This is a genomic window from Streptomyces sp. NEAU-174, from assembly GCF_052665095.1.
In genome coordinates, this window is sequence record NZ_JBQTCE010000027.1 from 66,881 (window position 1) to 81,166 (window position 14,286).

The 14,286-nt window shown below is 71.4% G+C and carries 17 protein-coding genes and 1 pseudogene; 10 read left to right on the top strand and 8 right to left on the bottom strand.

Annotated features, from left to right (window positions below; translation table 11 throughout):
• Nucleotides 1-40: 40 nt before the first annotated feature.
• Both ACT2CW_RS46045 and ygfZ read left to right on the top strand, forming a co-directional pair.
• A complete protein-coding gene (locus ACT2CW_RS46045) occupies nt 41-550 on the top strand; it encodes a Fur family transcriptional regulator (protein WP_445520895.1) in 510 nt (169 codons plus the stop codon).
• 9 nt (nt 551-559) lie between these two features.
• Complete coding sequence (gene ygfZ, locus ACT2CW_RS46050) at nt 560-1,525, top strand: CAF17-like 4Fe-4S cluster assembly/insertion protein YgfZ (RefSeq protein ID WP_164432081.1); 966 nt, start codon at nt 560-562, stop codon at nt 1,523-1,525.
• A gap of 81 nt (nt 1,526-1,606) precedes the next feature.
• On the opposite strand, the gene dtd is transcribed toward ygfZ, so the two are convergent.
• Complete coding sequence (gene dtd, locus ACT2CW_RS46055; RefSeq protein ID WP_164432079.1) at nt 1,607-2,032, bottom strand: D-aminoacyl-tRNA deacylase; 426 nt, start codon at nt 2,030-2,032, stop codon at nt 1,607-1,609.
• Between the two features lie 146 nt (nt 2,033-2,178).
• Here dtd and ACT2CW_RS46060 point away from each other — a divergent pair, with 146 nt between their 5' ends.
• Nucleotides 2,179-2,823 carry an RsiG family protein gene (locus tag ACT2CW_RS46060; protein WP_445520896.1) on the top strand — a complete coding sequence of 215 codons (645 nt, stop codon included), beginning with the start codon at nt 2,179-2,181 and terminating at the stop codon, nt 2,821-2,823.
• 93 nt (nt 2,824-2,916) lie between these two features.
• A pseudogene (locus ACT2CW_RS46065) lies at nt 2,917-4,165 on the top strand (GNAT family N-acetyltransferase).
• Between the two features lie 12 nt (nt 4,166-4,177).
• Here ACT2CW_RS46065 and soxR read toward each other — a convergent pair.
• Nucleotides 4,178-4,639 (bottom strand): redox-sensitive transcriptional activator SoxR, encoded by a 462-nt coding sequence (gene soxR, locus ACT2CW_RS46070; RefSeq protein ID WP_037955001.1) that lies wholly within the window; start codon nt 4,637-4,639, stop codon nt 4,178-4,180.
• Nucleotides 4,640-4,690: 51 nt separating this feature from the next.
• On the opposite strand from soxR, the gene ACT2CW_RS46075 reads away from it, so the two are divergent.
• Nucleotides 4,691-5,329, top strand: coding sequence for an NADPH-dependent FMN reductase (locus tag ACT2CW_RS46075; RefSeq protein WP_138914554.1), 639 nt, complete (start codon nt 4,691-4,693; stop codon nt 5,327-5,329).
• A gap of 133 nt (nt 5,330-5,462) precedes the next feature.
• Here the strand turns inward: ACT2CW_RS46075 and ACT2CW_RS46080 are convergent, their stop codons facing one another.
• Together ACT2CW_RS46080 and ACT2CW_RS46085 are read right to left on the bottom strand one after the other, a co-directional pair.
• Nucleotides 5,463-6,206: an ABC transporter permease gene (locus ACT2CW_RS46080; protein WP_182470053.1), complete on the bottom strand. Its 744-nt coding sequence runs from the start codon at nt 6,204-6,206 to the stop codon at nt 5,463-5,465.
• The gene (locus tag ACT2CW_RS46085; protein ID WP_445520897.1) at nt 6,199-7,209 is read right to left on the bottom strand and encodes an ATP-binding cassette domain-containing protein; all 1,011 of its coding nucleotides are present in this window, start codon (nt 7,207-7,209) and stop codon (nt 6,199-6,201) included. Before ACT2CW_RS46085 ends, ACT2CW_RS46080 begins: the two co-directional genes overlap by 8 nt.
• Before the next feature lie 122 nt (nt 7,210-7,331).
• On the opposite strand from ACT2CW_RS46085, the gene ACT2CW_RS46090 reads away from it, so the two are divergent.
• Nucleotides 7,332-8,081 carry a TetR/AcrR family transcriptional regulator gene (locus ACT2CW_RS46090; RefSeq protein ID WP_445520898.1) on the top strand — a complete coding sequence of 250 codons (750 nt, stop codon included), beginning with the start codon at nt 7,332-7,334 and terminating at the stop codon, nt 8,079-8,081.
• A gap of 157 nt (nt 8,082-8,238) precedes the next feature.
• Entirely contained in the window at nt 8,239-9,063 is an 825-nt protein-coding gene (locus ACT2CW_RS46095; protein WP_445520899.1) for an NAD(P)H-dependent oxidoreductase, read from the top strand.
• Here ACT2CW_RS46095 and ACT2CW_RS46100 read toward each other — a convergent pair.
• The 4 genes from ACT2CW_RS46100 to ACT2CW_RS46115 form a co-directional block, all read right to left on the bottom strand.
• On the bottom strand, nt 9,060-9,620 hold the full coding sequence (locus ACT2CW_RS46100) for a GNAT family N-acetyltransferase (protein WP_445520900.1): 561 nt from the start codon (nt 9,618-9,620) through the stop codon (nt 9,060-9,062). The two genes, ACT2CW_RS46095 and ACT2CW_RS46100, sit on opposite strands and share 4 nt — an antisense overlap.
• 146 nt (nt 9,621-9,766) lie before the next feature.
• Nucleotides 9,767-10,651: an aldo/keto reductase gene (locus ACT2CW_RS46105; protein WP_445520915.1), complete on the bottom strand. Its 885-nt coding sequence runs from the start codon at nt 10,649-10,651 to the stop codon at nt 9,767-9,769.
• Between the two features lie 104 nt (nt 10,652-10,755).
• Nucleotides 10,756-11,964 (bottom strand): RNA polymerase sigma factor, encoded by a 1,209-nt coding sequence (locus ACT2CW_RS46110; protein WP_445520901.1) that lies wholly within the window; start codon nt 11,962-11,964, stop codon nt 10,756-10,758.
• Nucleotides 11,965-12,002: 38 nt separating this feature from the next.
• Nucleotides 12,003-12,359 carry a YciI family protein gene (locus ACT2CW_RS46115; protein WP_086885451.1) on the bottom strand — a complete coding sequence of 119 codons (357 nt, stop codon included), beginning with the start codon at nt 12,357-12,359 and terminating at the stop codon, nt 12,003-12,005.
• A gap of 226 nt (nt 12,360-12,585) precedes the next feature.
• Between ACT2CW_RS46115 and ACT2CW_RS46120 the strand changes: the two genes are divergently transcribed.
• From ACT2CW_RS46120 to ACT2CW_RS46130, 3 genes are all read left to right on the top strand, one after another.
• Entirely contained in the window at nt 12,586-12,999 is a 414-nt protein-coding gene (locus ACT2CW_RS46120) for a helix-turn-helix domain-containing protein (RefSeq protein WP_037954988.1), read from the top strand.
• Between the two features lie 18 nt (nt 13,000-13,017).
• Nucleotides 13,018-13,701, top strand: coding sequence for a hypothetical protein (locus tag ACT2CW_RS46125; RefSeq protein WP_086885630.1), 684 nt, complete (start codon nt 13,018-13,020; stop codon nt 13,699-13,701).
• Between the two features lie 120 nt (nt 13,702-13,821).
• The gene (locus ACT2CW_RS46130; RefSeq protein WP_037955086.1) at nt 13,822-14,166 is read left to right on the top strand and encodes a DUF2516 family protein; all 345 of its coding nucleotides are present in this window, start codon (nt 13,822-13,824) and stop codon (nt 14,164-14,166) included.
• Nucleotides 14,167-14,286: the final 120 nt, after the last annotated feature.

The following is a 14,286-nucleotide window of genomic DNA, read 5'->3' on the forward strand; positions in this document are numbered from 1 at the left end:
GCGTCCGGCCGGTCACCACGGGCCCGCCTACACTTGCACCGTGGCGACCACCGACTGGAAGAGCGATCTGCGGGAGCGCGGCTACCGTCTGACCCCGCAGCGCCAGCTCGTGCTCGAAGCCGTCGATCATCTGGAGCACGCCACTCCGGACGAGATCCTCACCGAGGTGCGCCGCACCGCGAGCGGCGTCAACATCTCCACGGTCTACCGCACGCTGGAGCTGCTGGAGGAGCTGGGCCTGGTCAGCCATGCCCATCTCGGCCACGGCGCCCCCACGTACCACCTGGCCGACCGGCACCATCACATCCATATGGTGTGCCGGGACTGCACGGATGTGATCGAGGCCGATGTCTCCGTGGCCGACGCCTTCACCCGGCAGCTCCGGGCGGACTTCGGCTTCGACACCGATCTGAAGCACTTCGCGATCTTCGGCCGGTGTGCCTCCTGCTCCGCCCGGCACCGCGCCGTGGAGGCCGGTGGAGACCCCGGACAGCTCGGTGGGGACGGCTCCGAAAACCGCTCCGGTGAGGGCCGAGCCCGCAGGTCGTAGGCTGAGTTCATGAAGAGCCCTTTGCTGTCGCTGCCCGGCGCCGTCCCCGGCGAGGGCCCCGACGAAGGCGTCGCCGCCCACTACGGCGACCTGTTCCGCGAGCAGCGCGCGCTCGCCGACGGCACCGGCTTCGTGGACCTCTCGCACCGCGGAGTGGTCACGGTCACTGGTGCCGACCGGCTCAGCTGGCTGCATCTGCTGCTCACCCAGCACGTCAGCGAACTACCGCCGGGCCAGGCCACCGAAGCCCTGATCCTCTCCGCCCACGGCCACATCGAACACGCGCTCTACCTCGTCGACGACGGCGAAACCACCTGGGCCCATGTCGAGCCCGACAGCCAGGGCGATCTGATCGCCTACCTGGAGAGCATGAAGTTCTTCTACCGGGTGGACATCGCGGACCGCACCGACGAGTACGCGGTCGTCCACCTCCCGGCGGGCAGCATCACCGAGGCCCCCGAGGACGCCGTCGTCCGCGAGACCCCGCACGGCCGGGACCTGTTCCTGCCCCGTGCGCGCCTTACCGCCTTCGCCGAGGCGAGCGGCCCGCCGATCGGGGTGCTGGCGTACGAGGCGCTGCGGGTCGAGGCCCACCGACCGCGGGTCGGCCTGGAGACCGACCACCGCACCATCCCGCACGAGCTGGGCTGGATCGGCTCCGCCGTCCATCTCCAGAAGGGCTGCTACCGCGGCCAGGAGACCGTCGCCCGGGTGCAGAACCTGGGGAAGCCACCGCGCCGGCTGGTCTTCCTCCACCTCGACGGCAGCGAGGTGGCACTGCCGTCCCACGGCGCGCCCATACGGTTGGCCTCGGAGGGCGAGGAGGGCCGCCAGCTGGGGTTCATCACCTCCTCGGCCCGCCACCACGAGCTGGGGCCGATCGCGCTCGCGCTGGTCAAGCGCAATGTGCCGGTGGACGCGGACCTGATCGCGGACTCCACGGCCGCCGCACAGGAGACGGTCGTGGAGCCGTGAACCCACCGCCGGTCCGCCGAGCCGTGAACCCACCGCCGGTCCGCCGGACCTCTCGGTTCGGCTAGACCTCGACCGGTTCGGCTAGACCTCGACCAGCACCGTGAACGGGCCGTCGTTCGTGAGCGAGACCTTCATGGCCGCTCCGAACCGGCCCGTTTCCACGTGTGCGCCCAGCTTCCGCAGCTGTGCCACCACCTCGTCGACGAGCGGTTCGGCGACCCCGCCGGGCGCCGCCGCGTTCCAGGTGGGACGGCGCCCCTTACGGGCGTCGCCGTAGAGCGTGAACTGGCTGATGACCAGCAGCGGAGCGTCCACGTCCGAGCACGACCGCTCGTCGTGGAGCATCCTTACGGACCACAGCTTGCGGGCGAGCTGGGCCGCCTTCTCCGGGGTGTCGTCATGCGTCACCCCGACCAGTACGCACAGCCCCTCACCGACGATCTCGCCGACCGTCTCGCCGTCCACGACGACGCTCGCCCCGTCCACCCTCTGTACCACAGCACGCATGGCGACCATCATGCCGTGCGTCCATCCGGGGCCGATCGGGTGGATGGCCGCTGCACAGGGAGCATCACTGGTGGCACGATGCGTGCAGGCGGTGCAGGCGGGCAGGAACTGCGAGAACGACGCATCGCTGGAGGGGACGGACACCAATGACCACATCGGGCACCGGCCAGCCCATGGCCACCGAGGGCCTGCTGCCGCCACGGCCACCGATCCAGCGCGGCGGGCGGCTGGCCGACTCCGCCGCCGTGACGGCACCGGCCGTCACATCCACATCCACATCCGCGGCGGCGAGCGGTCTGAACACTCTGCGGCTGCCGGAGCTGCGGGCGCTGCGCCGCTCGGCACAGCGCGAGGAGGCGGATCTGAGCTATCTGCGCAGACTGCTCCAGGGGCGGATCGACATCCTCCGCGCCGAGCTGGGCCATCGCCGTGACCCGGCGCCCGCGGCGGCCGCGGCCCAGCCGCACACCGCGCTGGTGGACCGGCTGCCGGAGATCCTCGCGGACCTCCCCCCACGGCACCGCTCCTCGGCCCGGCATGTCACGCTCGGGACGCCGCAGGACGCGGAGTACGAGCGGCTGGCCGAGGAGATGCTGGCCGATGTGGGCCTGTCCGATCTGCGGGCCCGTACGGACGAGGAGCTGCACGGCGCGATGGCCCGCCTCGTCGGCCATGAGCAGCAGGTGTCGCGGCGGCGGCAGGAGCTCCAGCGCACGGCGGACGGCTGTAGCACCGAGATCGCCCGCCGGTACCGCGAGGGAGAGGCGCAGGTGGACGACCTGCTGGCGTAGCCATCCACAGGGTGCGGTGTGATGAAAGTACCTGGTCCGAGGGCTGTGGAAATCGGCGTGCGGCCGGTGGCGACGGACGCTTAGCGTGTGCGCATGGCCCTCGAACTCCGCACCCCCCTCGCAGATTCCGACCTCTCCAACTGGACCGTCGCGCTCAACACCGGCTTTCTGCGCCCGCCGGAGGCGCCGAAGGAGGAGGTGGAGCTGCGGCGGGAGCAGATGGATCTGTCCCGTACGCAGGGGGTCTTCGACGGGGACCGCTGTGTGGCCACCTTCCGCAGCTTCGCACAGCGGCTGACGGCCGTCGGCGGGGCGGATGTCCCGGCCGACGCGATCAGCAATGTCGCGGTGTCGGCCACCCACCGCCGCCGGGGGCTGCTCAGCCGGATGATGGAGCACGATCTGCGCGCCGCCAAGGAGCGGGGCGAGGCCGTGGCCACCCTGATCGCGGCCGAGTACCCGATCTACGGGCGGTATGGCTTCGGCCCGGCCACCTGGATCACCGAATGGCAGGTGGACGTCCCCCGCGCGGGCCTCGACCCGCGCCACTCGGCCCCGGTGGACGGCGGCCGGGTCGACTTCGCCGACGCCGACGAGGTGCGGAAGCTGGGCCCCGCCCTGCATGAGCGGCTGCGCGCCCAGCAGCACGGCGTCATCGACCGCCCGGACATCTGGTGGCGGATCAACACCGGTCAGCGGCAGTACCCCAACCGCCCCTGGACCGAGCCGTTCTTATGTGCTCTACCGCTCCCCCGAGGGCTCGGTGGACGGGCTGCTGGCCTATACGGCGGACGACCGCTGGGAGGGCAACAAACGACCGCACAACACCGCCACCATGCTCGAGCTGACCACGGTCACCCCGGCCGCCGAGCGGGCGCTGTGGCACTTTCTGCTCTCGGTCGACTGGGTGACCCGGGTCAACACCGGCCGACGCGCCCCGGACGATCTGCTTCCGCTGCTGCTCGGCGATCCCCGCGCGGCCCAGGTCACCATGTATGCGGACTGGCTGTGGCTGCGCCCGCTGGATGTTCCCCAGCTGCTGGAGACCCGTACGTACCCGGCCGAGGGCTCGCTGGTGCTCGAGCTGCGCGATGCCGCCGGGCTGGCCGGGGGCCGCTTCTTCCTGGAGGCGGGCCGCGACGGCGCGGCGTGCGCGACCACGGGTCGTCCGGCCGATCTGACCATGGACATCGGCGAGTTGGGCACCCTGTGGCTGGGCGACGAGTCGGCGGTCCGGCTCGCCGCGCTCGGCCGGATAGCCGAGGAGCGCCCGGGCGCCGCCGCGCTGGCGGACCGGCTGCTGCGCACCCCGCGCCGCCCCTGGTGCCCCGATGGCTTCTGAGCCGCCCGGCGCTCAGCAGCTGGACTTGAGCAGCCGGCGGGCGCCCGTGCCCTGCTCGCCCAGCCGGTCGTAGGGGTTCGCCAGCGCGCACTTGTCGATCGACAGACAGCCGCAGCCGATGCAGTCGGTGAGGTGGTCGCGGAGGTTCTCCAGCTGTTCGATGCGCTCATTGAGGTCCGCGTGCCAGCACTCCGAGATCCGGGCCCAGTCCTCCTTGGTGAGGACGTGGTCCTCGGGGAAGAGCCCGAGGACCTCCCGGATCCTCGCCAGCGGGATCCCAACGCGCTGCGAGGAGCGGACGAAGGCCACGCGGCGGAGGGTGTCACGGGTGTAGCGGCGCTGATTGCCGGAGGTGCGGCGGCTGTGGATCAGCCCCTCGCGCTCATAGAAGCGCAGCGCGGAGGCGGGCACCCCGCTGCGCTGCGCGAGATCGCCGACCGTGAGCTCATGGGTCTTCCAGGTCAGTTGCGTCATATGCCGAGGGTAGCTTGACTTCAACCTTTGTTTAAGTCCGAGGCTCGTCCCATGACGACAGACACCGCCGTTCTGACGGCGACCACCACGCCCGCGTCCGCCACCGACACCGACTCCCCCATCCGGCTCGCCATCATCATCGGCAGCACCCGCGACGGCCGCTTCGGGCCGAAGATCGCGGACTGGTTCGCCGGTCATGCGGCGCTCCGCTCCGATATGACCGTCGATGTCGTGGACCTGGCCGAGACCCCGCTGCCCACGGCGCTCACCCACCGCCCCGGACCCGAGGACGTCGCGGCCCTGGAGGCCGTGACGCCCCGGCTGGACGCGGCCGACGCGTTCGCCGTGGTCACACCCGAGTACAACCACAGCTATCCCGCCCCGCTGAAGAACGCGATCGACTGGCACTTCACCCAGTGGCAGGCCAAGCCGGTCGGCTTTGTCTCCTACGGCGGCATCTCCGGGGGGCTGCGCGCGGTCGAGCATCTGCGGCCGGTCTTCGCCGAGGTCCACGCCGTGACCGTCCGGGACACGGTCAGCTTCCACAACGCGGGCGGGCTCTTCGGAGCGGACGGCCGACTGAAGGAGCCCGAGGGCCCGGACACCGCCGCCGGGGCGATGCTCGACCAGCTCACCTGGTGGGCGCGGGCCCTGCGCACGGCCCGCGCCACCACCCCGTACGGCAGCTGATCCGCCCGGCGGCGCCGACCCCCGTTGACGGCGCCGCCGGGAACGCGGTGCACCGGCTTTGCGGTGCACCGGCTCAGCGACTCAGCCGGTTCACCGGCGCTTTGCGGTTCAGCCGGTGCGGCGGCTTTGCGGCTCAGCCGGTGCGGCGGCGGAAGAGCACGCCCGACAGCCCGGCCGCCACCGCCAGGATTCCGCCGCACCAGACCAGTGCCTGCCAGGCGCTGTCACCGACCGGCCGGTCCAGCAGCAGCCCGCGCAGGGCCTCGATGACCGGGGTGACCGGCTGGTGCTCCGCGAACCCGTGCAGCCAGCCCGGCATGGTGTCGATGGGCACGAACGCGCTGCTGGGATACGGCAGGAACATCATCAGGAAGGTGAACCCGCCCGCCGCCTCCGGCGACCTGGCGATCAGGCCGAAACAGGCCGACAGCCAGGAGATCGCGAGGATGAACATCAGCAGGATCCCGGCCACGGCCAGCCAGTCGAGCGGACCGGCGGCCGGCCGGAAGCCGATGAGGAAGGCCACCCCGAACACGATCGCGGTCGCGACGGCGTTGCGCAGCACGCTCGCGGCCACATGGCCCGCGAGGATCGGGGTGCCGCCGATGTCCAGCGACCGGAAGCGGTCGATGATGCCGCCGGTCATGTCATTGGAGACGGTGACCGCCGTGTTGGCCGAGCCGAAGCCCGCGCACAGCAGCATCACCCCGGGGACGACATAGGTGACGTACTCGGTGCCGGTGTGGATGGCGCCGCCGAAGAAGTAGACGAAGACCAGCATCAGCATGATCGGCAGCAGCATGGCGGTGAGCACCGCGTCGATATTGCGCCTGCTCAGCCGGATGGTGCGGCCGGTCAGCACGATCGCGTCAGACACCGGCCGCCTCCTTCTCCCCCGCGGCCTCACCGATGGAACTCCCGCCCTCGCCGCTACGGCTTCCGCCCCCGGCGTCATGGCCGGTCAGGGCCATGAAGACATCGTCGAGCGTGGCGCTGTGCACGGTGAAGCGGTCCACGGCGCGCCGCCCGGGGTCGATCTCGTCGAGCAGGGCGCGCACCTGGGCGGCGCTGCCGTCCGTCGCGACGCCCAGCGTCAGCCGGTCGGCGTCGCTCCAGACGAGCCGTACGCCGAGTTGGCGCGCGACCGTCTCGTACGCCGTGACATCGCCGAGCACGAGGTCCAGCCGCTGCCCGGCCACGCGCTCCTTGAGCTCGGCCGGGGTGCCCTCGGCCACCACCCGGCCGCCGTCCACCACGGCGACGCGATCGGCGAGTTGGTCGGCCTCCTCCAGGTACTGGGTGGTGAGGAAGACCGTCACCCCGTCCGCCGCCAGCCCCTTGACCACCTCCCACATGGCCTGCCGGCTGCGCGGGTCGAGTCCGGTGGTCGGCTCGTCGAGGAAGATCACCTCGGGGTGGCCGACCAGGCCCGCGGCGAGGTCGAGCCTGCGGCGCATCCCGCCCGAGTAGGTGCCCACGGTGCGGCGGGCGGCGCCGATGAGGTCGAAGCGCTCCAGCAGTTCCTGTGCGCGGTCGCGGGCCTCGGCGCGGCCGAGCCGGGTCAGCCGCCCCATCATCCGCAGGTTCTCCTCGCCGGTCTGCATCTCGTCCACCGCGGCGTACTGGCCGGTGAGGCTGATGACGCGGCGGACCCGGCGGCGTTCGGCGACGACGTCGAGGCCCGCGACCCGGGCCCGCCCGGCGTCCGGTGGCGTCAGCGTGGCCAGGATCCGCACGGTCGTGGTCTTGCCCGCCCCGTTGGGGCCGAGCAGCGCGAAGACGCTGCCGGGCGCGACCGACAGATCGACGCCCCTGAGCACCTTCACCGCCCCGTAGGACTTCTCGAGACCGCTCGCCTCGATGGCTGGTCGATGGGCCATGATTCCCCCCGCTCCCCTTCTGCGTATGCCATACACGTTACTGCGTAGGCTATACACAACTCTAGGATGGCGGTCAATCGAGCCACCCATCAGCGCACGTACCTACGGAGGACCCCGAGGCCATGGCCACCGAGGAGAGCGGCACCGGCCTGCCGGCGAGCATCGAGGCCGCCTGGGGACTGCGGGAACGCCCGGGCAAGGGGCCCCGCCCCGGCCTGACCCTGGGCCGGATCGTCGACGCCGCCGTCGGCATCGCCTCGGCGGACGGCCTCGGCGCGGTCTCCATGAGCCGGGTCGCGGCCGAGCTGGGCGTCTCCACGATGTCCCTGTACCGCTATGTCTCGGCCAAGGACGAGCTGCTGACGCTGATGGAGGACGCCGCCTACGGCCCACCCCCGCCCGGTGAACCTGCGGAGGACTGGCGGACCGGATTCACCGACTGGGCCTGGGCGGTGCGCACCGCCATCGCCCGCCACCCGTGGGTGGTTAACGTCCCGATCAGCGCCCCGCCCTCGACGCCCAACTCGGTGGCCTGGATGGAGCGCGGACTGGCCTGTCTGCGCCGCACCAACCTCAGCGAGGGCGAGAAGGTCTCCGTGCTGATGCTGGTCAGCGGCTTCGTCCGGAACGAGGCGCGGATGACCTTCGACATCCTGGCGGCTCATCGACGCAGCGGGCAGAGCCTCGAGTCCTCGATGGCGGCCTGGGCCAGGCTGCTGGAGAAGCTGACCGACGCCGAGCGCTTCCCGGCCGTGACGGCGGCGCTGCGGACCGGGGAGTTCGACACCCCGGGCGGCCCCGACGACGAGTTCGTCTTCGGCCTGGAGCGGATCCTCGACGGGGTGGAGGCGCTGATCAGCGCGCGGAGCTGACCGCCCGGACCTCTTGCGCGCCGACCGCCCGGACTCTTATGCGCCGACCGCCCGGACTCTTGCGCGCCGCACACCCACGGGGGGTGGCCAGATTCTTGTACATCCTGGCCATCCGGCCACTCGTCGGCCCCGGGGGCGGTTTCCGACCATGGTGGGCATGAACGTGCTGTGGATATTCGCCCACCCCGAACAGCGCTCCCTCAGCGCGGCGTTGCGCGACGAGGGACTGCGCGCCCTGCGCGAGGCGGGCCATGAGTACCGGCTGTCCGATCTCTACGCGATGCGCTGGAACCCCGTGGTCGACGGCGTCGACTTCCGGCATGACGCGGACGAACGCCTCATCGTCGGGTCCGCCTCACGGCGGGCCTATGACGCGGGGACGCTCAGCGAGGACATCCGCGCCGAGCAGGAGAAAATCGCCTGGGCCGACGCGCTCGTCGTGCAGTTCCCGCTGTGGTGGTACGGCATGCCCGCCATCCTCAAGGGCTGGTTCGACCGCGTCTTCGTCAAGGGCTTCGCGTACGGGGTCGTCGGGCCGGACGGCCGCACCCTGCGCTACGGGGACGGCAAACTGGCCGGTAAGCGCGCCATGGTGGTGCTGACCGCCGGTGCGCCCGAGGCCACCGTGGGGCCACGCGGTGTCAACGGCGAGCTCGGCGATCTGCTGTTCCCGCTGCATCACGGCACCTTCTGGTACAGCGGGATGTCCGTACTGCCGCCGTATGTGGTGTACGGCGCGGACCGGGTCCCGGCCGAGGTGTACGAAACCCATGCCGCCGAGCTGCGGAAGCGGCTGGCCGCCCTGCCGACCGAGGAGCCGATTCCGTTCCGCCGTCAGAACGGCGGGGACTACGACGAGCGCCTGGTGCTCCGCCCCGACCTCCTGCCGGGCCGCACCGGCCTCTCCGTGCACTACGCACAACCCCGCACCCCGGCCGCCGAAGGCGACGCCCAGGGCACACAGACCGCCGTGAGCGGCTAGGAGGGCGGCCACAGCTCCAGCCGCCAGTCGTTGCACCGCATCATCGTCCCCACCGGATACTCGAATTCGCACTCGCCGAGCAGCGTGAACCCGGCCTTGCGGCACACCCCGTTCGACGCGGGGTGGCCAACGGACGGATACGCGTGCAGATACCGATGGGTGCGCTGCGCCGCGGCCGCCCGGGCCACCTCCCTCGCGGCCGCGGCCGCGATCCCCCGCCCCTGGAACGGCGGCAGCACGGCCCAGCCGGTCTCGTACACCGACTCACCCCGCCACTCCCGCTGCCAGTACCCGATGCTGCCGACCGTCTGGGCCCCCGCATCCCCCTCGTCCCTCTCGTCCCCCTCCGAAAGCACGACCCGGTACATCCGCCCGGCGCCCGGCCCGGTCAGCTCGGCATACCGCCGGTGGCGGGCCAGGAGCTGCTCCTCGCTCTCCGGTCCGCCCAGGTGGCTCGTCATCTCCGGGCTGTTGACGCGGCGCAGCAGCTCGAGGCAGAGCGCGCTGTCCTCCCACGGCTCGAGCCGCACCCGCACCCCGCTCGCCCCACCGGACATCGGCCACCTCCCGCGGTCGGCGCACTCCGCGCCCGCCTTCCAACATTCGACCACGGGGGTACGACAACGGCCTCGCGCCCAGGTCACGGCCCATCCCGCCCCGCCAACCCGTCCCGCCCGGCCAACCCAGCCCGTCCCGCCCGACGTCAGCCCGCCGACGCCACCGGCTGCTCCAGCAGCGCCATGTCGTCCTCGCCGAGGGCGATCCGCGCGGCCGCCATGTTCTCCTCGATGTGGGCCAGTGAGCTGGTGCCGGGGATCTGGATGATCGCGGGCGAGCGGGCGAGGCCCCAGGCGAGGGCGATCTGATGGGCGGTCGCGCCGTGCCGCTCCGCGACCGTCCGCAGGTTCTCGCTCTCCAGGCCGGTGTGGCCGCCGCCCAGCGCGAAGAACGGCAGATAGGCGATCCCGGCCGCAGCGCACTCGTCCACCAGCGCCCCGTCCGCCTGATCGAGCACCCCGAACCGATTCTGCACGGCCGCCACGGGCGCGATCGCGCGGGCCTCGGCGAGCTGCTCGGCGCTCACATTGCTCACCCCGAGCTCCCGCACCAGCCCCTCGTCCCGCAGTGCGGCCAGCGCGCCGAACCGCTCCCCGATCGGCACCCCGCCCACCGCCTTGAGCCGCCCCACCCGCAGGTGGACCAGGTCGAGCGCGTCCACGCCCAGCTGCCGCAGGTTCTCCTCCACCAGCCCCCGCAGCTGCTCCGGCCGCGCCTCCGCGTACATCTCCCCGGTCGCGGTGCGCAGCGGCCCGATCTTGGTGGCGATGGTGAGGTGCTCGGGATACGGGTGCAGGGCCTCGCGCAGGATGTCGTTGGCCCGCTCGGTGGCGGAGAAGTAGAAGGCGGCGGTGTCGATATGACGGGCGCCCAGCTCCACGGCGCGCCGTGCGACCGCCACGGCCGTCGCCCGCTCGACGACGGGGCCGCCCCACCGCCCCGGCAGCTGCATGGCCCCGAAGCCCAGCCGATCGGCCGGTGACGACGGGGACGACGGGGACGACGGGGACGACGGGGACGACGATGAGATCAAGGTTGAGAAGGATGAGGTCATGGGGCAGCATGCGCACCTTTTCGCCCCGACCACAAGATCAGCCCAGCCCTCCGAATTCGGACCGGCCCGACAAGATCACCTCAGCCCGACGACCGCTCCAGCAGCAGCGCCCGCTCACGGGCGTTACGGGTCAGGGCCGCCGCGCGGGCGAACTCCGCCCGGGCCTCCGCATGCCGCCCCAGCCGCTCCAGCAGATCCCCGCGGACGCTCGGCAGCAGGTGGTAGTCCTTGAGGACCGGTTCCTCCGCCAGCGCCTCGACCAGCTTCAGACCCGCCGCGGGCCCCTCCGCCATCGCGACGGCGACCGCCCGGTTGAGCTCCACCACCGGGGACGGGGTCAGCGCCATCAGCCGGCCGTAGAGGGCGGCGATGGCCGTCCAGTCGGTGTCCTCGTAGCGGATCGCCCGTGCGTGGCAGGCGGCTATGGCGGCCTGGAGGGAGTACGGGCCCTGGCCCGCCCGCTGGAGGGCCTCGACGCCCCGGCGGATGAGCAGGCGGTTCCACTTGGTGCGGTTCTGGTCGGCGAGCAGCACCGGCTCACCGCCCGGGCCGGTGCGCGCCGCGATCCGGGAGGACTGGAACTCCAGCAGCGAGACCAGCCCGTGCACTTCGGGCTCCTGGGGCAGCAGCCCCGCCAGCACCCGCGCCAGGCGCAGCGCGTCCTCGCACAGCGCCGGGCGCACCAGATCGTCGCCCGCGGTCGCGGAGTAGCCCTCGTTGAAGACGAGGTAGACGACCTCAAGGACCGAGGAGAGCCGGGCGGTCCGGTCGTCGCCGTACGGCACCTCGAAGGGGACCTCGGCCTTGGCGAGCGTCCGTTTGGCCCGGACGATGCGCTGGGCGACCGTGGGTTCCGGATGGCATGCGGTGAAGATCAGCCGCAGCAGATCGTCGTCGATGTCCTCGGTGGTCCCGGCGAGATCCGCCGGATCGGGCGGTGAGACGTCCTCCAGGGCCCGCCCGACCTCCGCCAGCTTGCGTGCGTAGGTCTCCTTACGGCGTACGAGATCGATCGCGCGGTGCTTGGCGGTGGCCATGAGCCAGGCGCCCGGATTGTTCGGCACACCCGACTCCGGCCACCGCTCCAGCGCGGCGACCAGGGCGTCCTGCGCGAGTTCCTCGGCCAGCCCGACGTCCCGCACGATGCGGGCGACGCCTGCGATGATCCGCGCGGACTCGATCCTGAAGACCGTTTCGACCGTTCCGGCGATGTCAGCGGTTGCGCCACTCCGGGCGCTTTCCGCCGCTTTCGCCGCATCGGCCGGGCTTGCTGCCGTCACGACCACCATCAGAGCAGCCGTAAGGGGACGGAGCAAGCATTACCGACTCAGGGCTCGACAACCTCACGGACCTCGCAGGTGATGGTCCAGAACTCCTCATGGACCCGCAGGAACCGCTTGGTCCACTCCAGGGCCTCGGCCTTGTCCTTGGCCTGGAGCAGGGCGTAGCCGCCGATGACCTCCTTGCTCTCGGTGAACGGGCCGTCGGTGCAGCTGATCTTCCCGCCGGACCAGGTGACCCGGGTGCCGTCGGAGGTCGGGGTGAGCCCGGCCGTGTCCAGCATGACCCCGGCCTTGGTCATCTCCTCGATCAGCTCGCCCATCCGCTCCATGAGCTCGGGGCTGGGGCCCTCGGCGGGGGCGTTCTGCTCATCGACGCGGATCATCGACAGAAAGCGCGGCATGGTGACTCCTCATGCGGAACGTGATCGGGATTTCGGAACGGAGGCCGGGGGGCTTCCCCGCCTCTCACCCCTGCGTCGAACGGGCACCGCCCGGATCGACAGACCTCACGAATTTTTTCGACGAGGCCTTACCGACGCCCTCACACCCGACGGCCTCCGCATGACACGCGCCACTATTGCAAGCAAATGCTTGCAATAGTTAGCGCACCTGTTGCAGCATCGAGGCATGGCATCACTCAACGTCGGCAACCTCGGCGAGTTCCTGCGTGAGCAGCGGCGCACCGCGCAGCTGTCGCTGCGGCAGCTGGCCGATGCGGCCGGGGTGTCCAATCCGTACCTCAGCCAGATCGAGCGAGGGCTGCGCAAGCCGAGCGCCGAGATCCTCCAGCAGCTGGCGAAGGCGCTGCGGATATCCGCCGAGACCCTGTACGTACAGGCGGGGATCCTCGACGAGCGGGACCGCGAAGAGACCGAGGTGCGCAGCGTGATACTCGCCGACCCCTCGATCAACGAGCGGCAGAAGCAGGTCCTGCTGCAAATCTACGAGTCCTTCCGCAAGGAGAACGGGCTCCAGACCGCCTCGGACAACGCCTCCGACACCCCCGACACCGGCGCCGACGTCGCCGCACCCTCGAACTGATCCGGGAGGACCATCACCATGGCCATCACCGACGACGTACGCAAGACCCTCACCGACCCGACCCCGCTGTACTTCATGGCGGGCACGGCCGACATCGCCGCCCAGAAGCTCAAGGAGGTGCCGTCGTTCGTCGAGAAGATCGTCGCGGAGGCCCCGGAGCGTCTGAACGCGGTGCGCAACACCGACCCCAAGGTCGTGCAGGAGCGAGTCTCCCAGCAGGCCAAGGGCGCCCAGGACAAGCTCACCGAGATGCTGGGCACGCTCGACACCGACATCAAGCGGCTGCGCGACACGGCGCAGGAGCTCGCCCTCCAGGGTGTGGGCCGGGCCGCCGAGCTCGCCGTGAAGGCGCGGGAGCGGTACGACGAGGTGGCCGAGCACGGCCAGGAGGTCGTGCGGACCTGGCGCGGTGAGGCGGCCGACGAGGTCGTCGACATCGCCGACGCGATCGAGCCCAAGGGGGAGCGGGACGGCCACGCCGCCCGGTCCAAGGCGCCGTCGCACTCGGTCGCCATGGACTCGTCCAAGGAGGCGCCGAAGTCCCCGGCCAAGCCGGCCACCCCGGCCGCGTCGAGCGGCTCCGGCCACTCGGGCACTCAGACGTCCGCGGCCTCGTCGGCCTCCCAGGCCAAGAAGGCCCCGGCCCGCGGCAACAAGCCCGCAACCGCCGCCAAGAAGCCGGAGCCGAAGTCGGCCGGCTGACGCGCGCACGTCCACGACCGGGCCGGGTACGGCGGGTATAGCCTGCGTGCCCGGCCCGGTGGGCGGGTACGGTGGCCCGCAGAGACGCTTCCCATACATATCTTCTAGGCGGTGGACGGCGTGCTGGTTGAAGGCTTCGGCAAGCTGATGTACTGGGTCTCCTGGGCCCTGCTCCTCTTCAGCCTCTTCGCCTTCGTCGACTCGGCGATCCGCCGGGAGGACGCGTATCGAGCGGCGGACAAACAGACCAAGGCATTCTGGTTGATCATCCTCGGCCTCGCGGCCGCGGTGAACTTCTTCATGGGGATCCTGGACTTCCTGCCGATCATCGGGCTGATCGCGACGATCGTGTACATCGTCGACGTCCGGCCCGCGCTGCGGCAGGTCTCCGGCGGTGGCCGCCGCTGGCCGCGCGGCCGCGGGTCCAGCTCGGACGGCCCTTACGGCCCCTTCAACGGCCGATAGCGGGCTCGGGCGCGACGGCCGACAGCGGGCACGAGCGGCCTCAGCACGAGCGAACTCAGCGCGAGCGCCCCTCGTAAACGAGCGACCTCAGCACGAGCGACCCCACAACGGGCCGCGGCC